21 protein-coding genes are annotated in these 22,736 nt (G+C 37.5%); 12 read left to right on the plus strand and 9 right to left on the minus strand.

Annotated elements, in window-relative coordinates; all coding sequences use genetic code 11:
- The first annotated feature begins 86 nt into the window (after nt 1–86).
- Both FHR28_RS04315 and zigA read left to right on the plus strand, forming a co-directional pair.
- On the plus strand, nt 87–845 hold the full coding sequence (locus tag FHR28_RS04315) for a D-Ala-D-Ala carboxypeptidase family metallohydrolase (protein WP_166782011.1): 759 nt from the start codon (nt 87–89) through the stop codon (nt 843–845).
- Between the two features lie 305 nt (nt 846–1,150).
- On the plus strand, nt 1,151–2,377 hold the full coding sequence (gene zigA, locus FHR28_RS04320) for a zinc metallochaperone GTPase ZigA (RefSeq protein ID WP_166782012.1): 1,227 nt from the start codon (nt 1,151–1,153) through the stop codon (nt 2,375–2,377).
- 97 nt (nt 2,378–2,474) lie between these two features.
- On the opposite strand, the gene FHR28_RS04325 is transcribed toward zigA, so the two are convergent.
- From FHR28_RS04325 to FHR28_RS04335, 3 genes are all read right to left on the minus strand, one after another.
- On the minus strand, nt 2,475–4,730 hold the full coding sequence (locus tag FHR28_RS04325; protein WP_166782013.1) for a TonB-dependent siderophore receptor: 2,256 nt from the start codon (nt 4,728–4,730) through the stop codon (nt 2,475–2,477).
- Between the two features lie 282 nt (nt 4,731–5,012).
- Nucleotides 5,013–5,201 carry a hypothetical protein gene (locus FHR28_RS04330; protein ID WP_151956356.1) on the minus strand — a complete coding sequence of 63 codons (189 nt, stop codon included), beginning with the start codon at nt 5,199–5,201 and terminating at the stop codon, nt 5,013–5,015.
- A 196-nt stretch (nt 5,202–5,397) separates the two neighbouring features.
- Nucleotides 5,398–5,976: a DJ-1/PfpI family protein gene (locus tag FHR28_RS04335; RefSeq protein WP_216070492.1), complete on the minus strand. Its 579-nt coding sequence runs from the start codon at nt 5,974–5,976 to the stop codon at nt 5,398–5,400.
- A gap of 149 nt (nt 5,977–6,125) precedes the next feature.
- Here FHR28_RS04335 and FHR28_RS04340 point away from each other — a divergent pair, with 149 nt between their 5' ends.
- On the plus strand, nt 6,126–6,599 hold the full coding sequence (locus FHR28_RS04340) for a hypothetical protein (RefSeq protein WP_151956355.1): 474 nt from the start codon (nt 6,126–6,128) through the stop codon (nt 6,597–6,599).
- Between the two features lie 469 nt (nt 6,600–7,068).
- Here the strand turns inward: FHR28_RS04340 and FHR28_RS04345 are convergent, their stop codons facing one another.
- Nucleotides 7,069–7,587, minus strand: coding sequence for a chromate transporter (locus tag FHR28_RS04345; RefSeq protein ID WP_004823357.1), 519 nt, complete (start codon nt 7,585–7,587; stop codon nt 7,069–7,071).
- Between the two features lie 6 nt (nt 7,588–7,593).
- On the minus strand, nt 7,594–8,175 hold the full coding sequence (locus FHR28_RS04350) for a chromate transporter (protein WP_004823356.1): 582 nt from the start codon (nt 8,173–8,175) through the stop codon (nt 7,594–7,596).
- Nucleotides 8,176–8,339: 164 nt separating this feature from the next.
- Here FHR28_RS04350 and FHR28_RS04355 point away from each other — a divergent pair, with 164 nt between their 5' ends.
- The 3 genes from FHR28_RS04355 (at nt 8,340) to FHR28_RS04365 (ending at nt 12,808) form a co-directional block, all read left to right on the plus strand.
- The gene (locus tag FHR28_RS04355) at nt 8,340–9,224 is read left to right on the plus strand and encodes a LysR family transcriptional regulator (protein WP_166782014.1); all 885 of its coding nucleotides are present in this window, start codon (nt 8,340–8,342) and stop codon (nt 9,222–9,224) included.
- Between the two features lie 211 nt (nt 9,225–9,435).
- Nucleotides 9,436–11,508, plus strand: coding sequence for a M13 family metallopeptidase (locus FHR28_RS04360; protein WP_166782015.1), 2,073 nt, complete (start codon nt 9,436–9,438; stop codon nt 11,506–11,508).
- 268 nt (nt 11,509–11,776) lie between these two features.
- On the plus strand, nt 11,777–12,808 hold the full coding sequence (locus FHR28_RS04365) for a hypothetical protein (protein WP_151956353.1): 1,032 nt from the start codon (nt 11,777–11,779) through the stop codon (nt 12,806–12,808).
- 54 nt (nt 12,809–12,862) lie between these two features.
- On the opposite strand, the gene FHR28_RS04370 is transcribed toward FHR28_RS04365, so the two are convergent.
- On the minus strand, nt 12,863–13,855 hold the full coding sequence (locus FHR28_RS04370; protein WP_154129234.1) for a putative solute-binding protein: 993 nt from the start codon (nt 13,853–13,855) through the stop codon (nt 12,863–12,865).
- A gap of 898 nt (nt 13,856–14,753) precedes the next feature.
- Here FHR28_RS04370 and FHR28_RS04375 point away from each other — a divergent pair.
- The 5 genes from FHR28_RS04375 to FHR28_RS04395 all read left to right on the plus strand — a co-directional run bounded on the left by FHR28_RS04375 (nt 14,754) and on the right by FHR28_RS04395 (nt 18,053).
- A complete protein-coding gene (locus tag FHR28_RS04375) occupies nt 14,754–15,275 on the plus strand; it encodes a hypothetical protein (protein WP_216076321.1) in 522 nt (173 codons plus the stop codon).
- Nucleotides 15,276–15,565: 290 nt separating this feature from the next.
- Complete coding sequence (locus FHR28_RS04380) at nt 15,566–16,060, plus strand: DinB family protein (protein WP_154129232.1); 495 nt, start codon at nt 15,566–15,568, stop codon at nt 16,058–16,060.
- Nucleotides 16,061–16,212: 152 nt separating this feature from the next.
- On the plus strand, nt 16,213–16,959 hold the full coding sequence (locus FHR28_RS04385) for a hypothetical protein (RefSeq protein ID WP_228722016.1): 747 nt from the start codon (nt 16,213–16,215) through the stop codon (nt 16,957–16,959).
- 438 nt (nt 16,960–17,397) lie between these two features.
- Nucleotides 17,398–17,649, plus strand: a complete 252-nt coding sequence (locus FHR28_RS04390) for a DUF6364 family protein (RefSeq protein ID WP_151956350.1) — start codon at nt 17,398–17,400, stop codon at nt 17,647–17,649.
- Nucleotides 17,646–18,053: a PIN domain-containing protein gene (locus FHR28_RS04395; RefSeq protein WP_154129230.1), complete on the plus strand. Its 408-nt coding sequence runs from the start codon at nt 17,646–17,648 to the stop codon at nt 18,051–18,053. Before FHR28_RS04390 ends, FHR28_RS04395 begins: the two co-directional genes overlap by 4 nt.
- A gap of 186 nt (nt 18,054–18,239) precedes the next feature.
- On the opposite strand, the gene FHR28_RS04400 is transcribed toward FHR28_RS04395, so the two are convergent.
- Nucleotides 18,240–18,710, minus strand: coding sequence for a hypothetical protein (locus FHR28_RS04400; protein WP_154129229.1), 471 nt, complete (start codon nt 18,708–18,710; stop codon nt 18,240–18,242).
- A gap of 175 nt (nt 18,711–18,885) precedes the next feature.
- On the opposite strand from FHR28_RS04400, the gene FHR28_RS04405 reads away from it, so the two are divergent.
- Nucleotides 18,886–19,470 carry a hypothetical protein gene (locus FHR28_RS04405; protein WP_171501816.1) on the plus strand — a complete coding sequence of 195 codons (585 nt, stop codon included), beginning with the start codon at nt 18,886–18,888 and terminating at the stop codon, nt 19,468–19,470.
- Between the two features lie 297 nt (nt 19,471–19,767).
- Here the strand turns inward: FHR28_RS04405 and gatB are convergent, their stop codons facing one another.
- Nucleotides 19,768–21,249: an Asp-tRNA(Asn)/Glu-tRNA(Gln) amidotransferase subunit GatB gene (gene gatB / locus FHR28_RS04410; RefSeq protein WP_004717427.1), complete on the minus strand. Its 1,482-nt coding sequence runs from the start codon at nt 21,247–21,249 to the stop codon at nt 19,768–19,770.
- Complete coding sequence (gene gatA / locus FHR28_RS04415) at nt 21,249–22,727, minus strand: Asp-tRNA(Asn)/Glu-tRNA(Gln) amidotransferase subunit GatA (RefSeq protein WP_166782017.1); 1,479 nt, start codon at nt 22,725–22,727, stop codon at nt 21,249–21,251. Before gatA ends, gatB begins: the two co-directional genes overlap by 1 nt.
- Nucleotides 22,728–22,736 lie beyond the last annotated feature (9 nt).

The raw sequence follows: 22,736 nt of genomic DNA on the forward strand, positions 1-22,736 counted from the left end.
ACATATTGTTATGTTATAACATAACAATATTAATCAACACTACTCATCTGAGTTAAATTTACGCTATGAGATCATTGCAAATTGAGATGAACAAAAAATATTTGATCGGATTCATACTCTGCCTTTCTGCATGTAGTCAAAACAACTCAAATACAATTCATGCTATGCGTACAGTTCAGCAAACGTCACCACAAGTGCCATTAAAAGCAGACTTTCCTCAGCAGCAAGGTATTTTAAAACAAGAGAAAAATCTGCCGCCTGCTTATTTAAAATGGCTTAGTGAACCGAAAAATGCTGAAAGCGTTCAGGCCTATCAGCGCTTTTTAAAGCAACAAGGTATTTCTGCTTATATTCCTACTTTTGAATTTTTACAAACAGCCAGAGATTGGCAACAATGTGATGCATCTGAATTTGAAGTTCCGCCACAAGAGCTGTGGGGCAATATTGTGCCAACATTAAAAATTTTAAATCGTCTTGTGGATGAAAAAATTTTAACCCAGTTTAGCGTGACTTCTGTCTATCGAAATTTCAAGCTTAATCAGTGTGCAAAAGGCGCTGCTTCATCCAAACATATTTTTAATGCCGCATTAGATTTTCGTATTGGTGATGAATATCCGGACTTAAACCAACAGCTGATGATTCAAGAGCGCAAAGCAAAATTATGTCAATTTTGGCTGGATTCTGGTGAGGAACTTCACATGGGCTTAGGCGTCTATGCATCAGGACAGATTCATATTGATAGTGCAGGTTTTCGTACTTGGGGTGCAGACCATCGCTATAGCTCATCACCATGTATCAATAACGCTTTAATTGGCAACAATAAAAAAGTGAGTGAATCGCCATGAAGTCAAATTTCATCCGTGACATCAGACAACTTTTAATACGAGAAATTCAAGCGACACATGTTTATCTGCCACTAAACAATCTAAATTCTGATGTTTTTTAATCCTCAGCTTAGATTTATAGGATCTTGAAAAACGCTGTAATCATCACCGAATGATTAAAACTGAATCATCAAATTGCAGTGTTGAAAATGTATGTGCAAGCACAGCTAAAATTTAACTCTAAAGCGATCTGTTTGGAGTTATTCAGTCAGTATTTTCATGTCGATCTCGATATGAAAACACAAAAATATAAAGTGAGAATGCCAATGAATACTCTTTTAGCCACTCCGCAAAAACTTCCCGTCACCGTGCTTTCTGGATTCTTAGGGGCTGGAAAGACCACCTTACTCAATCATATCTTAAACAATCGTGAAGGCCGTAAAATTGCAGTGATTGTGAATGATATGTCGGAGGTCAATATTGATGCCGCTTTAGTTCGAGAGGGTGGTGCTGAGCTTTCAAGAACGGATGAAAAGCTAGTCGAAATGAGTAATGGTTGTATCTGCTGTACCTTAAGAGAAGACCTACTGGTTGAAGTGCGTCGTTTAGCACAGGGTCAGCGCTTTGATCAATTGGTGATTGAATCTACAGGGATCTCTGAACCACTCCCTGTTGCAGAAACGTTTACCTTTGAAGATGAAAATGGGATTTCTCTCAATGAGTTTGCCCGCTTAGATACAATGGTGACTGTGGTCGATGCTTATAACTTTTTAAAAGATTATAGTTCGCTGGATAGCTTACAAGCGCGCGGTGAATCATTAGGTGAACAAGATGAGCGAAATGTTGTTGATCTACTGATTGATCAAATTGAGTTTTGTGACGTGATTGTATTGAATAAAACAGATTTGATTGATCAAGACGAGCTGGAAAAATTATTTGGAATTTTGCAGTCTTTAAACCCAAGAGCAAAAATTGAAGTTTCTGCGTTTGGCAAGGTGAATCTTGATCGGGTGTTAAATACCCAGCTATTTGATTTTAACGAAGCGGCACAAGCTCCGGGTTGGTTAAAGGAATTAAGAGGTGAGCATACGCCTGAAACAGAGCAATATGGAATTAATAATTTTGTTTATCGAGCGCGCAGACCTTTTCACCCACAACGGTTTTTTGATTTTATCAACTCCGAATGGAAAGGCGTAATCCGTTCCAAAGGCTTTTTTTGGTTAGCCTCAAATCCCGAGTTTGCTGGATCTTGGTCTCAAGCAGGGGCGATGGCACGCCATGGTGTTGCTGGATATTGGTGGGCAGCAGTGCCAGACGAACATTGGCCTACGGATCAACAAAGTCGAGATGCAATTCAACAAAGCTGGGATGCTCAAACAGGTGATGCACGACAAGAAATCGTGTTGATTGGGATGCAGATGGATCAATCTGAACTTATTCGTCAATTTGATAATTGTTTATTAAACGATGATGAAATGGCATTAGGCGCAGAAAAATGGCAAGAGTTTGAAAATCCTTTTAGTGGGTGGACTGATTCTATCATTAGCCATTAATTCATTATGATCCATTCAATTCAGCCAAAGCATTGCTGAGAATACTTGCAAGCATGAGCATTTTTAATTATACGCTCATGCTTGGCTTTATATTCTATTAAAATTTCGCTCTTAAGGTGAAAGTCACATTACGTGGTTCCCCCCAATAAACACCATTATAGAAACCCACATTTAAATAGTATTTTTCATCAAATAAGTTATTGATATTCACACTTGCAGTCAGTTCATCACTTAACTTATAACTGGCAAAAGCATTGGCCAATACATAGGCCTTTTGTGTGACTACACCACCGTTATAGGCATTTTTAGGAGCTCCCCCCCATTCTTGTGAGATTTCACTTTGCCAATTAAATCCACCACCTAATGTTAGCTTTTCTGAACCTGTCCAGAGGTTCGCTGGAAGGGTATAACTACTAAATAACTTTACTTGGTTTTGAGGAATATTGCTTAAAGCATCGGCATTTGCAGAACTCACACTATTGACATAAGTATAGCCAAAGCTAAGATTCCAATTTTCCTGTAACTTTCCAATGGCTTCTAACTCAAAGCCATTGACTTTAAGTCCTTTGCCCGATGACATATATGCAGTATCCATCTCATCTACTTTTGGAATAGTGCCATTTTTTACACCTTCACGATATTCAACATCTTCTACCGCAAGGTCTTTGACACTTGACCAAAATAAAGCAGCACTGGTCAATAACTTACCATCCAATAGATCTGCTTTAATCCCTAATTCTGTAGTGCTTCCCATTTCAGGATCTAGATAATCGCCGAAACGATCTCGTTTAGTGGATGGATTAAATACATTGGTGTAGCTAGTGTAGGCTGTATAAGTATCATTAATGTCGTACAAAATCCCTGCATAAGGCACCAATTGATCAAAGTTACGTGGCTTTGTAGGAGAAACCGGGGCTTTAGGATCCCATTTATCGACTTTGTAATCATATGAGCTATAACGTGCGCCCAAAATTAACTTAAGCGGGTCAGCTAGATTTAAACGTAAAGTTGAATATACCCCGTAAAGCTCTGTGGTATTGGTACTACCTGCACCATTTTTTTCATAAGTGGGTTTTTTAATATTGCCAGTCCATTCTCGATAATCTGGAATAGCTGCAGGATAAGGAGGTGGGGAGTCATTAAGATCACTTTTCACACCCAATGAAGTGCTTTCACTTTTAAAACCACTATAACCAATGATTAAATCATGTTGGCGATTTAACAATTGAAATGGTCCTGTTGCATAAAGATCTAAATTGAGCTTTTTACTCTCAGCATAAGGGCTGACCATACTCCATAGACTTAAGCCTTTACCTGTGTTCGGGTCTGGAAAGCCACTACCACCATAAGCCACGATCCAACTATTATCCGAGGTACTGTGGGCAATCGCTGCTTTAACCAGCCAGTCATTGGTAAAAGTATGTTCAATATCGGCAAAAACGGTTTTATCGGTATTGGCAATTGAACTCCAGTCCGCAGATAAACTAAAGTTTCGCGAAAAATTTGCTTTGCTTCCATCAGCATTGAAATATGGTACTGTTCCCCACGTTGAGCCTTTAGGGTCGTTGTCTTGATATTGAAATCCGACTGAGGCTGTTGTTGTCGGGGTTAAATCTGCACTGATGATCCCCATTGCGGCTGTTGACTTGAGCTTATAACGATCCATATAGGACTCTTTATCGGTATACGCTGCCATGAATCGACTTCGAACACTGCCATCTTGAGTCAGTGGAATGGATACATCTGCTTCAACACGGGTATTGTCCCATGAACCATAAGTTGAGCTGACATTGCCCTTAAACTCTTTTTCAGGACGCTTACGTACCATATTGATGGTTGCAGAAGGGCTGCCTGTTGAACCAGTTAAGCCAGAAGCACCTTTGATCACTTCAACTCGGTCAAAGAAAAAACTATCAAAGCGGGGAGCGTTGTCTCCTACAGGCATACCATCAATTTGCCTATTGGTAATTTGAAAACCACGGGAATAGTAGTTAGAACGTTCACTGTCATTTTTAGTGGCAGTAACACCTGGTGTTGCGGCAAGAACATCATCCAGAATGGTCAGTCCGCGTTGTTCAATTTGTTCACGGGTGACGACGCTTACAGATTGTGGTGTTTCTTTTAAAGATAATTTTAATTTTGATGAGCTTCTTGAGGATTTTGCTTTAAAACTTCCACTTCCCTCAGTTTTTTCATCCTGAGCATCTGCTTTAACTGTAATGGTGGGGAGTACCGAAGCATTCGCTTCATTACTTTTTTGCTCTTGTGCAAAAGCACTATGGGAAATAGCGCTGCAAATAAGAATTGATTTTATTGCAATGTTTAATGCCGTTTGTTTACGTAGATTGTCCATAAGAATAGAAATTAGTAAATAAGAATCATTATTATTATCAATTAATATACAAAAAGATACAAATAAAACATAATTTTTAAACTTTTTTATGAATGATATAAATATATGGTTTAGGTGGGGTTGTTGAGTTAAGTATATGATTTTAAATTATAAGTTTTTTGAAATTGGTGTTATGTTTGAGTATAAATTTACACTAATAATCTGTAAAATAAGAAGCATATATTTTATTTATCACAATGATTAATTATTGACTGAGCCTTATCCTGATCTCGAATTGAAAGCTTATATCTTTTTCCATTGTCGGTTTTCTTCTGAGAAATTAACCAGAAACGAAACACCTGATTCATCACCAACAAGATATGAGGATGGATTCACCATCAGTACCTTTAATAAAGTCCCTGTTTCAATAGTAATTGGTTCTAAATCATCTTTATTTAAGGTAACGGGTTGGAGTAATTCAATGATTTCCACTTTTATACTAACCTATTGTTTGAAAATAAAATTCTATAAATAATTATTGCACAGCGCAAAGCGCTTTGCTGAGATACAGCGTTAAAAAACGCAACATTGATAGGTCTTTATGTAGCCTAAACATTTTTAAAGTTTCACTGTGGTATAAGGCTAAGTTTTCTCTCAGCGGAAAACTTAGCTTAGACAGTTTTAAATTTTATAAAGTAATCGTTGCACCAAGCGCTTTAACAAATTGGGCTAACCAAGCAGGATGTGCTGGCCATGCTGGCGCTGTTACCAGGTGTCCATCTGTAACTGCTTCAGTGACCGCAATATCTGCATATTGTCCGCCTGCGAGTTTAACTTCTGCGGCACATGCAGGATAAGCGGAACATAAGCGTCCTTTTAATACATCGGCTGCGGCAAGCAGTTGTGCACCATGGCAAACAGCGGCAATTGGTTTTTTAATCGCATCAAACTCGCGAACAATTTCGATTACTCGATCATTCATACGTAAATATTCAGGTGCACGACCACCTGGAATCACTAATCCAACGTAGTTTTCGCTGTTGACTTGGTTAAAGTCATAGTTAATTGCAAAGTTGTGACCACGCTTTTCGCTATAGGTTTGCTCACCTTCAAAATCATGAATCGCTGTTGCTATTGTATCGCCAGTTTTTTTATCAGGGCAAACTGCATGAACGCTATAGCCCAATCCAGTGAGGAACTGAAAAGGAACCATGGTTTCATAATCTTCAACATAATCACCCACTAACATTAAAATTTGTTTAGACATTTTTACACCTTTTGTTCAAATTTTATGATTTATTTCATGTAAAATAACATGCTCTAGTTGCAGTTTTAAGTTGAATTTATACGGCTTTAGTCTTAATTTAACAGACCTAACTGTAATAAAAATTGTATTCAGTGATGAATGAGAAAAATATGAAAAAGTATCTATTGGGTTTAGTGATTGCGGCGGCTGCCATGAGTAGCCATGCTGCGGTAGAAGAAACAGTGTATAGAGGAATGGGCGAGGCATCTGCACAGTTTCCAAGCTTTAAAAAGATGCAAAAGCAGGGGCTAATCAATAAAAAACCGGATATTTCAAGAAATGACTATAATGATGTATATAAATTAAAAAAACCGCTTCAATTTATGGGGCAAACGGTTGCACTGCTATCAGACGAATATATGGCACAGTATGCTGGATGTTGTGTCAGTGAGGGTTGGGGAGCTGTTTTAGCTAAAAAGAGTGATATGAAACTCTTGACTCAATTTGCCAAAACCAACCAGTGTTCATTAAGCAAAGTAGAATCAGATGCCAGTAATTATTATGGTTTTAAACTGAAAGCATTACCAACAGCAGAATATTATGAGCTTTCTTGCCGAGAACGTGATTTAGAAAACCAGCAGTAAAATAGATAAATTAAGCTCTATAGAGCAGTCGCGATTTAAATCTCATATTGCATAGGGTCTGTTGACAATTCGTCTATGTTTGCGACTAAGTATGTTTTTTAGGCGATACTAGGCGCGAAATACGAAATTTAGTCATTCTAAATGAGTAGTTCGTAACGACGTAGCGGCAAAAAACACGCTAGTCCCCCGCTGCGCCTTGCGCTGCAAACAAAGCAGTGCTTTGTTCTTGCTCAGGGTTGTGGCTAAAATTATCTCAGCCTTCGTTATGAAACTCGAAAATAGTCTCGCTATTCTCTTCGTTTCATGCCTTGCCTGCTCAATTTTAACCTACAACGCAAGCCATTTATGAAATGTCAACAGACCCAAAGTTTTCTCCCTCTTTGCTTTGTGTGATACACGGCATAGAGGGGGGGAGATGTCTTGACTGAATTTTTATGAATGAACCTGCGTAGGTGGTCTTGATCAATATCTACAGAATTAAAGCACCTGTACCAGCACCAATCACCATTAACCAAACTGGGTGAACATTCTTAAACAGACTTAGACAAATGGTGATGGCGACGATTGCGATCAGTAAAATATTTTGAGCAGAGGCTTGGGCAATAATCCAAGCACTGACTAAAACCAAACCGACTGTAATAGGTTTTAACGCCTTTTCAAATTTCGCCCGAAGTGGATGACTTTTAAAATTATTCCAAAATTTAAGTGCATAAATGGTGATGATTGAAGACGGACCAAACTTTGCAAAAGACGTCACGATCAGTCCCATAGGCCCTGCGACATGCCATCCCACCAAGGGAACAATCATCATGTTTGGACCTGGTGCAGCTTGCGCCATTGCAAACATAGAGCTGAATTGCTCAGCAGTCATCCATTGGTGAATCACAACCACCTGATGTTGCATTTCAGGTAAGATGGCATTCCCGCCACCAAAGGCCAATAAAGACAGTTGAGTAAACACTAAAGTCAGTGCGATGAGAACATACATCTTATTTTACTCCTGAGTCACTTTAGTTTGATTAAATGCTAAAACTGCCATATTCACGGTGACTAAAATCAACAGCGTCAGTGCCAAGGGCAATTTAATCAACAGCATAAAAATAATGGTCAAGATAATGGTGAAATAGGTCAGCTTACTTTTCATAATTGGTTTTAACATCTTAAAACCTGTCGCAAACAGTAGACCCGCAGCAGCAGCAGCTAAACCTTGAATCATGTGCTGCACCATTGGGATATCTTGAAAACTGCTGTATAACTGGTACAACGAGATAACAATAATGGTCGGGGCCAGCATAAGACCAAATACCGCACTAATCGCACCTTTTACACCAGCAAAGTCATAACCAATTGCCACTGCCATATTTACAATATTTCCACCGGGTAAGATTTGGCAGACACCCAACAAGTCGGTAAATTTTTCAGATGTTAACCATTTCTGATCTTCTACAATTAAACGATGTGCTAGAGGGAGTACCCCACCAAATCCCATGAGGCCAAGTTTCATAAAGCCTAAAAATAATGCTTTGCAATTGGGTGTGGTCATGGATTGTTCCATTGGGATTGCTTCAGTATTCATTTAGACCTCTTCAATTTGCTGTGATGTACTTGGCTTGAATATGATTATCTGCTTGTTGAGTTATAAAGAAAAATGCTATTTTTGCTGTTATTCATACCTAAAAAGTATGCTTTAAACATGAATTAGCACGATAAAAATGAAAAGATCGATATTGAGGCGAAAAGATGATTGATATTCATAAGCTTAATGCGTTTGTGGCTGTGGTTGAGGAAAGTAATATTTCTCGGGCAGCGGTACGTCTGAATATGCAGCAACCGCCTTTAACACGGATTATCAAAAACTTAGAAGATGAATTAGACACAGATTTATTGAAGCGTTTACCGCGTGGCGTAGAAGCAACTGAAGCGGGTAAGGCCTTATACCAAGAGGCACTTACCATACTTGCGCATGCACAGGCTATTCCCAAACGCGTGCAAAATATTTCTAAAGGTTTGGAAGGGCAAATCAATATTGGTTTTACCAACTCAGTCGGTTTACATTCCTTTTTGCCTGCTTTACTGCGTAATTTTCGTGAAGTATTTTCAGCGGTATCTATTCATTTGGAAGAAGATGGCAGTAGCTCATTGATTGATTCGATTATCAATGAAAAGAATGACATCGTTTTTTTGCGTAAGCCTGCGCCGATTGGTTTGGGACTCACCAGTTTGCACGTACTTGATGAGCCTTTAATTGTGGCATTGCCCAATAACCATCCCTTAACCGAACATCCTGATGCCATCCAATTACTTGATTTAGAGCCTTATGATTTTGTACTGTATCGCCGTTTAGCAGGACAAGACTTGTTTGATAATATTTTGGCTAGCTGTTATCAGGCTGGATTTAGTCCAAAGATTGTTCAAGAAGCCCCACGTTTAACATCGAGTTTAAATTTGATTGCAGCAGGGATTGGTTTGTCGATTGTTCCAGAGGCCATTCGAGATTTTTGGAACAAGCAAATTATTTACAAAGCGCTTAAAGCGGATACGCTGTGTATTGCACCAATTTATGCAGTCTATAAGCAGGATGCAGAAAATATCCGTTTAAAACATATTTTAAATTTGCTCGTTTAATTTATAGGTTGACTTGCTAAAGCTCCAACTAAATAAGTGGATTTATATATTTTGAATGTTTGAGCTGTTTTGGAATAATTTATGCTTTGAAACTCTATCTTTAAAACAAAATCAGTGAATCATTGCATTTTTGCTACACATAAAGCCTGAGCTCAAGATTACTATTATTGTTTTAAAATCAAACCTTAGAAATAGAATTGAGGATATCGCTTTGAAACTTGGATTTGTAAAAAGTGTTTTAGCATCTGCAATCATGTTGTCATCTGCACCAGTATGGGCTGAAACAACAGGGCAAATCACTCAAACCACTTCAGCTATTGTGAAAGATCAAAAAAAATCGGGGATTGATCATCAATATTTTGATCAAAATGTAAAAGGAAATGATGATTTTTATCAACATGTAAATGGAGGATGGTTGAAAAATACCGAAATTCCTGCAGATAAATCACGTTGGGGAACTTTTGATATTTTGCATGAAGAATCATTAAAACAATTGCATGATATTGTCGATGAGCTTTCAAAACAGCAATTGGTGGAAGGAAGTTCAGAGCAAAAAGTGGCAAGTCTATATGCCAATTTTATGGATGAAAAAAGTATTGAAGCATTGGGTATTCAGCCGATTCAAGCGGAAATTACCAATGTTGATGCATTGAAAAGCAAAAAAGATATTGCGCAATTGGCCGCACATTTTTCACGTATTGGTGTAACCAGCCCTTTTGATGTGGGTATTGACCAAGACATGAAAAACTCAACTGAAATGGTGGCAATGCTTGGGCAAAGTGGTTTAGGGTTACCTGATCGTGATTATTATTTAAAAAATGATGCCAAATTTAAGAAAATCCGTTCGCAATATCTAAAGTATATTGAAAAAACTTTAACCCTAGCTGGAGACAAGCAAGCCGCCCAGCATGCGCAAGGGATTTTAAAATTAGAAACGCAAATCGCCAAGATACAATGGAGTAATGTTCAAAACCGTGATGTAACAAAACTCTATAATATTTATAAAACGCAAGACTTAGCTAAACTTAGTCCAAAAATTGATTGGCAAACTTATCTAGAAAAACAAGAGTTGTCCGATAAGATTAAAACCATACAAGTCATTCAACCAAGTTACTTCAAAGGGTTAAGCCCAATTGTTGACAATACCTCACTAGAGGTTTGGAAAGCTTATTTTAAATTTCATTTAGTTAGTGATTTTTCATCATTGCTTAGTCAAGCTTTCGTAGACAATAGCTTTGATTTTTATAGCAAACAGCTCAGAGAAATTAAGGAGCAGAAACCACGTTGGAAGCGTGGTGTGCAATTGGTTGAGGGAACTTTAGGTGAAAGTTTGGGCCAAATTTATGTGAAAAAGTATTTTTCTGCTGAGAAAAAACAACGCATGGAAGTCTTGGTGCAAAACTTAATGAAAGCTTATTCTCAAAGCATAGACAAACTGGATTGGATGAGCCCAACCACGAAAGTTCAGGCGCAGAAAAAGTTAGCAAGTTTTGCGGTGAAAATTGGCTATCCAAACAAATGGCGTGATTATTCAGCTTTAGAAATCAAAAATAATGACTTGATTGGTAATGTGATCCATTCACGTGAATTTGAACATCAATATGCCTTGAATAAATTGGGCAAGCCTGTTGATCGTGATGAATGGGGCATGACACCGCAAACCATCAATGCGTATTACAATGCTTCATTAAATGAAATTGTCTTTCCAGCAGCAATTTTACAACCTCCATTCTTTGATATGGATGCCGATGATGCGGTGAACTATGGTGCGATTGGTGCAATTATCGGACATGAGATCAGTCATGGCTTTGATGACCAAGGCAGTCAGTTTGATGAATTGGGCAATATGAAAAATTGGTGGACGGCAGAAGACCATCGAAAATTTAAAGAAAAAACCAATACATTGGTTGCTCAATATAACGCTTATGAGCCAATCAAAGGTTATCATGTCAATGGTGAGTTAACTTTAGGTGAAAATATTGCTGATAATTCTGGATTGGCAATTGCTTATAAAGCTTATCAACTGTCTTTAAATGGCAAGGCTGCACCAGTGTTGGATAATTTAACAGGTGAACAACGCTTTTATATTGGTTGGGCACAAGCATGGCGTTCTAAAATTACTGATGCAATGCAAGTTGAATTCTTAAAAAGAGATCCGCATTCACCTGATAAAGTTCGTGGCAATGCCACCTTGCTAAATCAAGCACCATTTTATGATGCTTTTCATATCCAGCAGGGCGATAAAATGTATTTACCTGCCAATAAACGCGTGACCATTTGGTAATTATCTGAGCTAAAAGCCTGCCAAGCTGTATCAAGACTTGGCAGGCTTTTTTATATTTTTTTCACATGTTGTATAAATAAATGGTAGTGGAATAGATGTCTAGATAGAGCTTTTTAAGTTTTAACTTAATTGATTATCTCTAATCATTTTTTTTGTGATTTTCTTATCACTTTATTTCGATAAATAGTCAATAAATTCAATGTAATAAGTTTGTTGTTTTGAGCATTTTAAGATATTTTTATGCATAAATATAATTGAGAAATGTCAGGTGAATTTAAAAACATTCTTATTGTTGGGTGGGGTAGGTTTTGTATTGCAGGGTTGTACAACCATGAATACATCAACATCAGACGCTTTTAAACAATATGCTTCTGCTCAAGAACTCATTGATAAGCACAATATTAATGAAAACAATAGTGCATCTAAAGAATATGTTTATGATTGGGGATCAAAACAAAGCGATCAGCAGGTGCAGTCTTTAACACCGAAAAGTTACTTAAGCCGTTATTGTAGTGCCAAAGGTGGTCATTTTTCTCAAGTGCAAAAAAGCACAATGAGTTCTGTTAAGGATATTTGGGCAAAAAAATTATTAAATACTTATAGCAGTGTTAAACAGGGGATCGGTGCATACCAATGTACTGAAAGTAATGGTCAGCAATGGTATGTATCCATCGAACCTTTATCTGAACATAAACTCGATCAAACAGGAACCAGAGTTGTAAATTTACAAACCAAGGTTTTATCTTTGGATGAGCTTAATAAATTTTATAATAACAAAAGCAATATGGCGGCAGTTGCCCAAGAAAAGAAATCTAAAAATAGTTATTCAAAAAGCAGTGATGCAAAAAGCACTGATATAAAAACGAACAATTCAAAAAATGCTACTGTTAACAGCGTAGCAAAAACCGCCCCTGTTAAAGTCGTGGAAGAAAGAAAGCTAGTCGCCGCAGTTACAGAGGAAATGAAAGAAAAGCCTCAGCCTGAAAAAACAATAAAGACACCGCAGTCACAACAGATGCAATTATATATTTCTGCGCGCAAAGAGTTAGGGCGTGGGCAAAATCAGATCAATGCCTGTAACAATGCTGAACGTGCTTATAATTATGGGCGCTTGCATGGAACAAGTGGAATTAATGTCTATGCTGAATCAGGTGTATTGGTGGCAAGATGTTTGACCAATGTGCCAAGTTACAGTCAGCGCTTTTCTAATCCGCAAGATCGAGCCAAACGAATTTTGCAGAATTTGGCGGGTAATCAAAATCATGCAGTTGCCAAACATATGTTAAAACAGATTAAGTGAGGGAATAGGGTGTTTTACCTCAACGAAGTGAAACACCCAAATAAATTAAAAGCGTTATTCATCATTCAATGAACATTCAAAACTACTCGGATTCTCTTTACAACGAACTTTTTTGAGGAAATTCATCATTTGTGGATCATAAATACCTGATTTAGTCAGTGCAATACGAGATTCACGCATCATTTTGATATAGTTCAGTTGTTCATTGGCAGGAATATTCATCCAATATTTTGCAGGAATTTCTTTTTCATATTTGGCTACAATGTTAAATGTTCTGCCTAATTGACTTGCGACCCAAGTTCGAGATTTTTGTCCAAACCCTTGAGGGAATTTGTCTTTGCGAATAATAAAATTGGCCGAAATTTGAGTCAGTGGGAATTTTACGATGCCGCCTTTTTCTCCTAGGCCCTTATAGAGCTCAAAAGGTTTAAATGCAACAACAGGTGCAGGAAGGATATCAATTTCATGATTGTTAAATTTAGCGCCTGCACTGGTGACATCAACAGAAACAGCTTGTGCGCCCACTTGTTGAACCAATTTTGGTTGCGCTTCGTCATAACGGAACACCCCAATTTTTTTACCAGCAGCTTTTGCTAATGTGTTGATATTTTTGTCATTTACAAATAGATATGCTGGGCCAATTGTACCTAATCCTGCAATTTCATAAGGGCCATTGATCATCTTTTCCGCTGCTCGAGGTAAAGACAATAATTTATAGGCTGAAATGGCTGTTTTCATATCCGTTAATGCACCGATCGCATCTAAGGAGCCAATATATTTATTAAATTGGCGACCACGTAAACCACTGATAATTGCACCATCACATTTACCCACTTTTAAGTCTTCTGCGGCGAGCCTTTCGTCAGTAACGGCTCTTAAATCTATATCCGCACCCCAATTTTTTGCTTCAAGTGCATAATCTTTAGCTAGGGCATATGCATCACCTGCTTTACCAACCGGATCAAAAACACATACAACTTGCTTTGCAAAAGCAGGCATCGAAAGTGCGAATAAAGTAGTTATTGTAAGAGTTTGAACCATTTTCATATATATTTCCCTATAAACAGTTATGGCATATCTTATTAAAACGTATGTGCTATTGATGAACTAATGACCATGAGGATTGTTTTTTATGTCAAAAAATCCAACAAATGTAGGTTTTTGAATATAGATTATCGATTGAGATCTGAGATATTGGTCTTTTAGATCTTTAATCAGTTTGAGCTAGATGATGGATTAAGAAAGTATTTTATTTTTGAAATTTGAGATGCTTTCTATTTTTAAATACAACATAAATATTGAATCCAGTTTAGCACAGCAAATGAGCCACTATTTTATAGCAAATTTATCTAGTCAAAAATTCGAGCAATTAAGTGAAATATTGCTTTAATTATATTGAGAATAGATCGAATAATTAGTTGACCAATTATTTCTGCAATAAATTCTTTGAGAAAATTCCATATTTTTTTAAGAATATAGGCGACCCATTGAATTAAAGCTATGATCTTTCTACAAATGAAATTGAATATTGCCATGAAAGGATTGCGTTTATTCGACTGCCACCATTTTTGTAGTTTTGTCAGGTTAAGGCGAAGTACGTTTTCGTAGAAAATAAGCGCATAGAGCCAAATACAGAATAAAATACCTAAGCAAGAAAGCGTAATTTGTAGAATTGTCATTGAACGTTGTTTTTAATTTTGAATATAAAGTTTGGACCTATTCTAAACTGTATTTTTAATTATGTTAAGGCGCGATGATTTCACTCTTTTAGGTGAGGATTGTCATCTGCCTCTATCGGATGATTATGGAAAGTTCAGTTTTTCCATTTATCCAGTATTTGATTTTATCTTGTTGTAATGAGAAGTAATTCAAGTTACAGAGTCATAACAGGCGAATAGGTAGCGCTTGTGATACAAAGGATTTAATTTCGAATTGGACTTTGTTTATGTCACGCCAAATTTTCTCCTCAATGCATTCTAAATTTTCCCATATGGGTCGTTCTGTGTTAATGGCGACGGCATTAATGGGAACAGCACAATTTGCTGTCGCAGGGCCGACCGTCGATCAACTTAGCGATTGCTTGGTAAAAGCAACTACAGCAACAGATAAAACTACAGTATTACAGTGGACCTTTGCTGCACTATCTACACACCCCGATCTAAAAGCATTGAGTAATGTTAGTGATGCACAAAGAACACAACTCGATCAAAAGTTTGCTCAGGTTTTACAACGGGTGATTGTAGAGCAGTGTGCCGCACAGACCAAAGCAGTGATTGCAGCTGAAGGTGTGCAAGCAGTCGGTGACAGTTTCCAAGAGTTAGGGCGTACGACAGGCGAAGATATTATTAAAAACCCTGAAGTGAAAAAACAGTTACAGGGTGTATTGCGTTATATCGACTTAAATAAATTGGTGATGACTTTTTTAACCCCTGATATTTGGAATAAGTTGGGTGTGATTCGTCCTTAAATCACTTTATCTTTACGGAGCAAGACTTCTTATCTGTTTAAAGGAGTGGGAATCTTCATGACTCAATAGAAGTCATTATAGAAATTTCAACGAAGCTCCTCTTACTATTGAAAGGCTTTGGGGAGTGGAATGAATGCATCAAGAAAGCTTGTTTAAAGTGACATTGTTAAAATTAGATTGAGTTTTGGTCTGTAAAAAATTGGTGATTGAGGGTATTTAAAAGATCGGGTTTTTTCAGTGATTGCATGTTATCTTGATGATTTGATTCAAAGAAAGCTTAGGTCAATTTAATGAATTTTGAAAAACTCTTTTTATATAAACAATGGTCAGATCAGCGTTTATTTAAAGCCATAGATCAAATTGATCAAGTGCAATATTTAGAAGATTATAATTTTGCCAAGCAACAATTCAATCATATGATCATTGTCGAAGAGTTATTTAGATCTCGGCTAGAAAACAAAAAAGCGTTGCACAGCCAAACCAATACTGAATTTTTACCCGCCATAGATGAAATTAAACAACGAATTGCTGAATCACATTTATGGTTTATTGAATTTGTACAAAATATTCAATCGGATCAACTTGTAGAAATTATTCATTTTCAATTTATAGATAAAAAAACAGGCAGTCTTTCAATAGAAGAGATCCTCTTTCATATCATCAATCATGGGACATACCATAGAGGCAATATCGCGCATGCTTTACATCATGCTCAGGTGGTTCATCCTGCCGATACATATACAGTATTTATTCATCAAAATGAACCTGAACGTAGAGTGGGATAAATCGTTATCATGATATATGTAAGATGTTGAATTAAAAACTTTAAGTAAATAGATAAATAAACATGGACAAGAAAGCAGTCACAATTTTACTTAAAACCATTAAAAGCTCGCAGGATCAAAATTTAGAGCGTTGGTTTTATTGGGATACATACATGCAATTCATTACTGAAGATGAGTTTGAATATGCAAAAAGCCATTCCGTTATGTTTGAGCAAGAAAAAATAAGTCACAATGAAATCTGTCGAAGAATAAAAACAGCAGTTAATCAAATTGAAAAGCAATCTGTGGTGGATGCATTTATTTACAGTCTAAGTACAAGACGATTGGAGTATCGATCTTTTTTATCAAGTTACTGTATTGGTAAAAGTTTGATTGAACATGACTTTGTTTCCAGTCCAGAACCAAACTCAAATATATGTGCAGTTTGTGGGCTATATACATATGAGTTTGAAAGACTCATTGAGTTTAATACACTCAATTTCTTTAAATACAAACATGGAAGCTGTACAGATAATTTGATTTCTATTTTATTTGATTTGGAACAATTTCTTAAATTTCCTGTCGTTGAACCAAGCGATGAAGATTACAATATTCTCAATGAACTCAAAACGATAATAGAAACAGCTCAACCCAATGACAGAATAGCTCAACTTAAAAAGAGTATTTCTAAAGCACTCAAGTCCAATGACGATGAGCGTTTGGGGCTTTTAGAGATTTTTGGGGTGATTGGTATTTTGCATGATGACAAGCATTTTGGCTATACAGATAAATATGTGACATATCCAGAAAGAGAGCACCGACCGATTAGAAATGATGATTTGAACTATCCAACACGATGGTGGCAAGGACAGTTTGGCGTTGATCGTGAGAAATGGGATTATTGGTTTAAAAATAAATGATCAGTAGCGCTCCTCATCTCGTAAACGGAGGGAGAACATTCATTATTGGATGAATAGCATGATTAAGATCATATGAAGCTCCCTCTGGGAGAGGGTTGGGGTGAGGGAACCTTCTCACAAAAAATGACATCGAAAAGAAATAATCTATTTGGATATCTGGGAGAGATTTTAAAAACTAAGGGTATATATTTTATGAACTATAAGATTGCTCTTGAATAGTATCATTCTGCCCATACATATACGGTCTTTATTCATCAGTATGAACCTGAGCGTAGAGCGCTTTGATAGTTTAAAAATAACAGATGATTTTTGTTTTCTGATATTAGAAATAAGTTAGGTATTGTGAAATCAATCGTTGTCTAATTTGGTTAAAATTTAATTGTTAAAAATTAACCAATACGTATAATTAATTAAATGATACGTATGAGGTGAAATCTTATGCAAGCGAAATTGACCTTGTCTATAAATAAAAAAGTGATTGAACGGGCGAAACTTTATGCTCAGGAACATGAGCAGAGTGTTTCGAGTTTGGTTGAAGCTTATTTAGATCGTATTTCAGCACACACTGAAATTTCGAGTGATGTTCAAGCGCCTATTACTAGAAGTTTGACTGGGATGTTTGCCATTCAAGACCAAGGGCAAGATTATAAGGCATTGCTTTCTGAAGCTCGTATGGAAAAACATAAATGAGCGAGCGGATATTTATTGATTCTGATGTAATTTTGGATGTGGCTTTAGCGCGTCAGCCTTTTGTTGAGGCAAGTCAAACTGTTGTAGCGTTGTGTGAGAAAGGGCATTTTACAGGGTGCATTTCTTCGAACAGTGTTGCCAATATTTATTATATTTTGCATAAGTTGGGAGGTGATGAGAAAGCGCGTCTTTTTATTCAACAACTTTTAAAATTCTTGGTGATTATCCCTGTTGATCATGTTGGGATTTCTCAAGCGTTGGTGTCTAAGTTTTCTGATTTTGAAGATGCAATTCAATATTTTTCTGCGTTGAGTTTTGGTTGTAGCAAAATCGTGACGAGAAATATTCAGGATTATAAATTTGCTGAAATAAGTGTTGTTTTACCGAGTGCTTTTATCGGCTGAGGGTATTTTGCCAGATAAAAAATTTTGAGAAAAATAATAGATTTAAATGTATCCCAAATTTTAAAAACTCAACATATAAATCCTTTAAACAAAGAAAACCCGCTCTAAAACGGATTTTCTTTTTAAAATAAAATCAGTTTAACCAATCAATATTTTTTTAATGCTTTGGCTTAAAGTAAGGTTGGCTTAGTTTAATGAGCAGGCTTTACCCTGATACTCATAGCGATTTACCTCATAACTTTTACCATCCCAACGATATACCGCAAAACATAAACCTGGACCTCCATTTTCAATATCAGGCCAGCCGTCTTTGCCTGTGCTTTTTAGAAAAGTCGGTATACCCGCGTTTTCAAAAATAGTTTTCCATTTCCCATTTTTCTGTTGTGCAATAAGGTGGTATCCCACGCCTGTATTACCGTAGCACATGCTGCTGTAGTCTGAAATAACAGCATCATTTAGCCCATTTTTATTTAAATCCCGATATACAGTAATTTCACCTGTTTCGCATTTTCCTTCCCAACCATGCTTTGTTTTTGCAAAACCTGCTGCTTTAAAAATTAAATTTGAATCTTTAGAGGGAATATCAGGCTTTGATTTGGCACAGCTCATAGAAGTTAAAAAGATTGTGGTTACTAGTAAGATAAGTTGATTTTTCATGTTTTAAAGTTCTTTTACCATATACGTTATACAAACAAGATTTTGTAGTTGAATGAAAAGTGTAAATTAAAGATATGAAATTTAAAATATTTAATTTAGAGATGGCTCTATAGTTATGGCCTAGCATCTTATATTTGTTAATATCTACGTTAATTTTATTCGCTTTATTTAAGATATGAAAAATATAGTTATTGGGTGTTTAGTATTGAGCTTAGCTGGATGTAGTGCTGGTGTTGTCAATCAATCGAAAAAAATAGTTGGGCACAAATTATATCAAGATTCAACTGAAAATTTGACTAGCCATCTTCGTATTCAACAAGGTGAAAACTTTAGCGTAAGGATATATCCAAATGGATGTATGACCTCGATGCAACCTAAATTTTTGATGTCGCCAGAAGTTGAAAATATCAATATTTTGGGTGGACAAATTCGTTATAAAACTAAACTGTTAAATATGTCTTTTCCTCCTAAAGACATTCAGTTTGCTGAGTTTAAGATCCCTTCAGAACGTTTTTTAGCGTTGAGTGCGTATAAGAGTTATCACACAGGTTCAGAAATGCGTGGTTGCAGTGTTAATGCTGTTTATAAGTTTGCGACAAATAAGAATTATGAGTTATTAGATAATTCTGGTGGTATAAAGTGCTCTTTGGAAATTAATGAAATCATGCCAAATGGGGACAGAGTTGAGTTAAAACCACTTCGATATTTGAATAATGTGAATGAATGGGCAGGGTGTGACGCTCAGCTTAAGGGGTTGTGAGATTCTTGTTTTGATAATTTTGAAAAAATTATTTTAATCCCTAATCCTTGTGAAACAGCGCATCTTATCTCTTTAAACTAGAGGGACTATTCATGATGCAATTTAAACCATTATAAAATTCGCAATGATGCCCCCTCTCCCTCTGGGAGAGGGCTGGGGTGAGGGTGTTTTTCCATATAAAAAATTTTGAAATAAAACAATAGATTTGAATATAACCAAATTTTTAAAAGCTAAACATACCAATGCCTTAAAAGAAAACCCGCTCTAAAGCGGGTTTTCTTTTAAAATTAAATCAGCTTAACCAATCAATTTCTTCATCAATTCATTGACTTGAGCAGGGTTGGCTTTACCACGAGAGGCCTTCATTACTTGACCGACTAGACCGTTGAATGCTTTCTCTTTACCAGATTTATACTCTTCAACCATCTTCTCATTGGCAGCAAGTACTTCTTTGATAATGGCTTCAATGGCACCTGTATCAGTTTCCTGTTTCAAGCCTTTTTCAGCAATGATGTCATCTGCAGTTTTGCCTTCTTCCCACATAAAGCCAAACACTTGCTTAGCAATCTTACCGCTAATGGTATTGTCAACAATACGTGCGATCATCCCACCCAGTTGTTCTGCCGAAACAGGAGAGTCTTGAAGTTCAAGGCTGGCTTTATTTAAAGCACCAGAGAACTCACCCATCACCCAGTTTGCAGCAACTTTACCTTGAGCCGCGCCGCCAGAAGCAGTAACAACTGCTTCATAGAAGTCAGCCAATTCACGAGACAGGGTCAGTACATGTGCATCATATTCAGTCACTGCAAAGTCTGCGATAAAACGCGCACGACGTGCTTTAGGTAACTCAGGAAGTGCAGCACGTGCAGCTTCAATTTGCTCATTTGCAATGATCACTGGAAGCAAGTCAGGGTCAGGGAAGTAACGGTAATCATTGGCTTCTTCCTTAGAACGCATTGAACGTGTTTCCATTTTGTTCGGATCGAACAAACGGGTTTCTTGATCAATACGACCGCCATCTTCCAAGATGTCCATTTGACGTTGAATTTCAACATTGATGGCTTGTTCGATAAAACGAAATGAGTTGAGGTTTTTTAACTCACAACGGGTACCAAATGGTTGCCCCGGACGACGTAACGATACGTTACAGTCAGCACGGAATGAACCTTCAGCCATGTTACCGTCAGAAATACCTAACCAACGCACCAATGTATGAATCGATTTGATATAAGCAACAGCTTCTTCAACTGAACGCATATCAGGTTCAGACACGATTTCAAGTAAAGGGGTGCCAGCGCGGTTTAAGTCGATGCCAGACATACCTTCGAATTGATCGTGAATCGATTTACCTGCATCTTCTTCTAAATGCGCACGAGTCACGCCTATACGCTTCACTGTGCCATCTTCAAGCTGGATATCGATATGACCTAGCCCAACGATAGGATTGTCCATCTGGCTGATCTGGTAGCCTTTTGGCGAGTCTGGGTAAAAGTAGTTCTTACGCGCAAATACAGAGGCTTGGTCGATATAGGCATCAATCCCCAAACCAAAACGAATTGCAAGATCAACCACTTCTTGGTTTAGCACAGGAAGTACACCCGGCATTGCTAAATCAACAAGGCTGGCTTGCGTATTCGGGTCTTGACCAAATTCAGTTGATGAACCTGAAAAGATTTTAGACTGAGTTGCAAGCTGTGTGTGAATCTCAATACCAATAACGACTTCCCAACCGTCAATCAGCTTTGACACGGATGGTGCTAACTTTTGAGCTTCAGTCATTATGCATTCTCCTCAGCAATTTCCGCACGTTTAGTATGCCAATCTGTATTTTGTTGATATTGATGCACAATTGAAAGCAGTTGTGATTCTGACCAATAGTTACCAATTAACTGTAAACCTACTGGGAGATTATTCATATCAAAACCAACAGGTGCGTTAATGGCTGGTAAGCCCGCCAAGTTCACTGCAAGTGTATAGATATCGCCTAAATACATTTCGGTTGGACTCAAGTTCGCACCGATTTTGTATGCTGTCGTTGGTGCAGATGGTGCTGCAATCACATCGACATTCTCAAAAGCTTTTAAGAAATCTTGTTGGATTAAACGACGAACTTTTTGTGCTTTCACATAATACGCATCGTAATAACCAGCAGAAAGCGCATAAGTACCAATCAAGATACGACGTTGTACTTCTGCACCAAATGCTTCTGAACGAGAGCGTTTATAGAGATCTAAAATATCCGTTGGGTTTTCACAACGGTAGCCATAGCGAACACCGTCATAACGTGACAAGTTAGAAGACGCTTCCGCAGGCGCGATCAAATAATAAGTTGGTACATAGGCTTCAGTCATGTTGAGGTCAATCTCAACCAATGTCGCGCCCATGTCTTGCAATTTTTTCAAAGATTCTTCAACACGTGCCTTAACTTCTGCATCGAGGCCTTGAACATTGAAGTATTGTTTTGGAATACCAATACGTAAACCTTTCACTGCTGTTGCATTTAAGTTTGCAACATAGTCATCTACTTCTTTGTTGATTGAAGTTGAATCTTTGAGGTCATGTCCAGCAATGGTGTTCATCAAAAAGGCACAGTCTTCAGCAGAACGTGCCATTGGGCCACCTTGATCCAGTGATGAAGCAAATGCAATCATCCCGAAACGAGAGACACGGCCATAGGTCGGTTTAAGACCAGTTAAGCCACAGAAAGAAGCCGGCTGGCGAATTGAACCACCTGTGTCGGTACCTGTTGCAAGCGGTGCAAGATCAGCCGCTACAACAGCCGCAGAACCACCAGAAGAGCCACCAGGAACATGTTCTAAGTTCCATGGGTTTTTAGTCGCGCCGTAGAATGAGCTCTCAGAGGTTGAACCCATTGCGAATTCATCCATGTTCACTTTGCCTAAAGTCACTAGGCCAGCTGCTTTGGCTTTCGCCACCACAGTTGCATCATAAGGTGAAATGAAATTGTCCAGCATTTTTGAACCCGCAGTGGTTTTAATCCCTTGGGTACAGAAAATATCTTTATGCGCCAGTGGAACACCAGTCAATACACCAGCAGTTCCAGATTTTAGTAAGTTGTCAGCAGCATCAGCTTGAGCCAATGCTTGTTCGGGAGTGACCGTTACATACGATTTGACACGATCATCAATTTTCGCAATACGGTCCAAATAATGCTGAGTCAATTCACGAGATGAAAATTGGGCAGATTTTAAGCCTTCTGTCATTTCACGAATCGATAAACGGTGTAAATCAGTCATGAGTACAAT

Origin of the sequence: Acinetobacter sp. BIGb0196 (assembly GCF_011759595.1) — a bacterium.
Taxonomy (GTDB): domain Bacteria; phylum Pseudomonadota; class Gammaproteobacteria; order Pseudomonadales; family Moraxellaceae; genus Acinetobacter; species Acinetobacter guillouiae.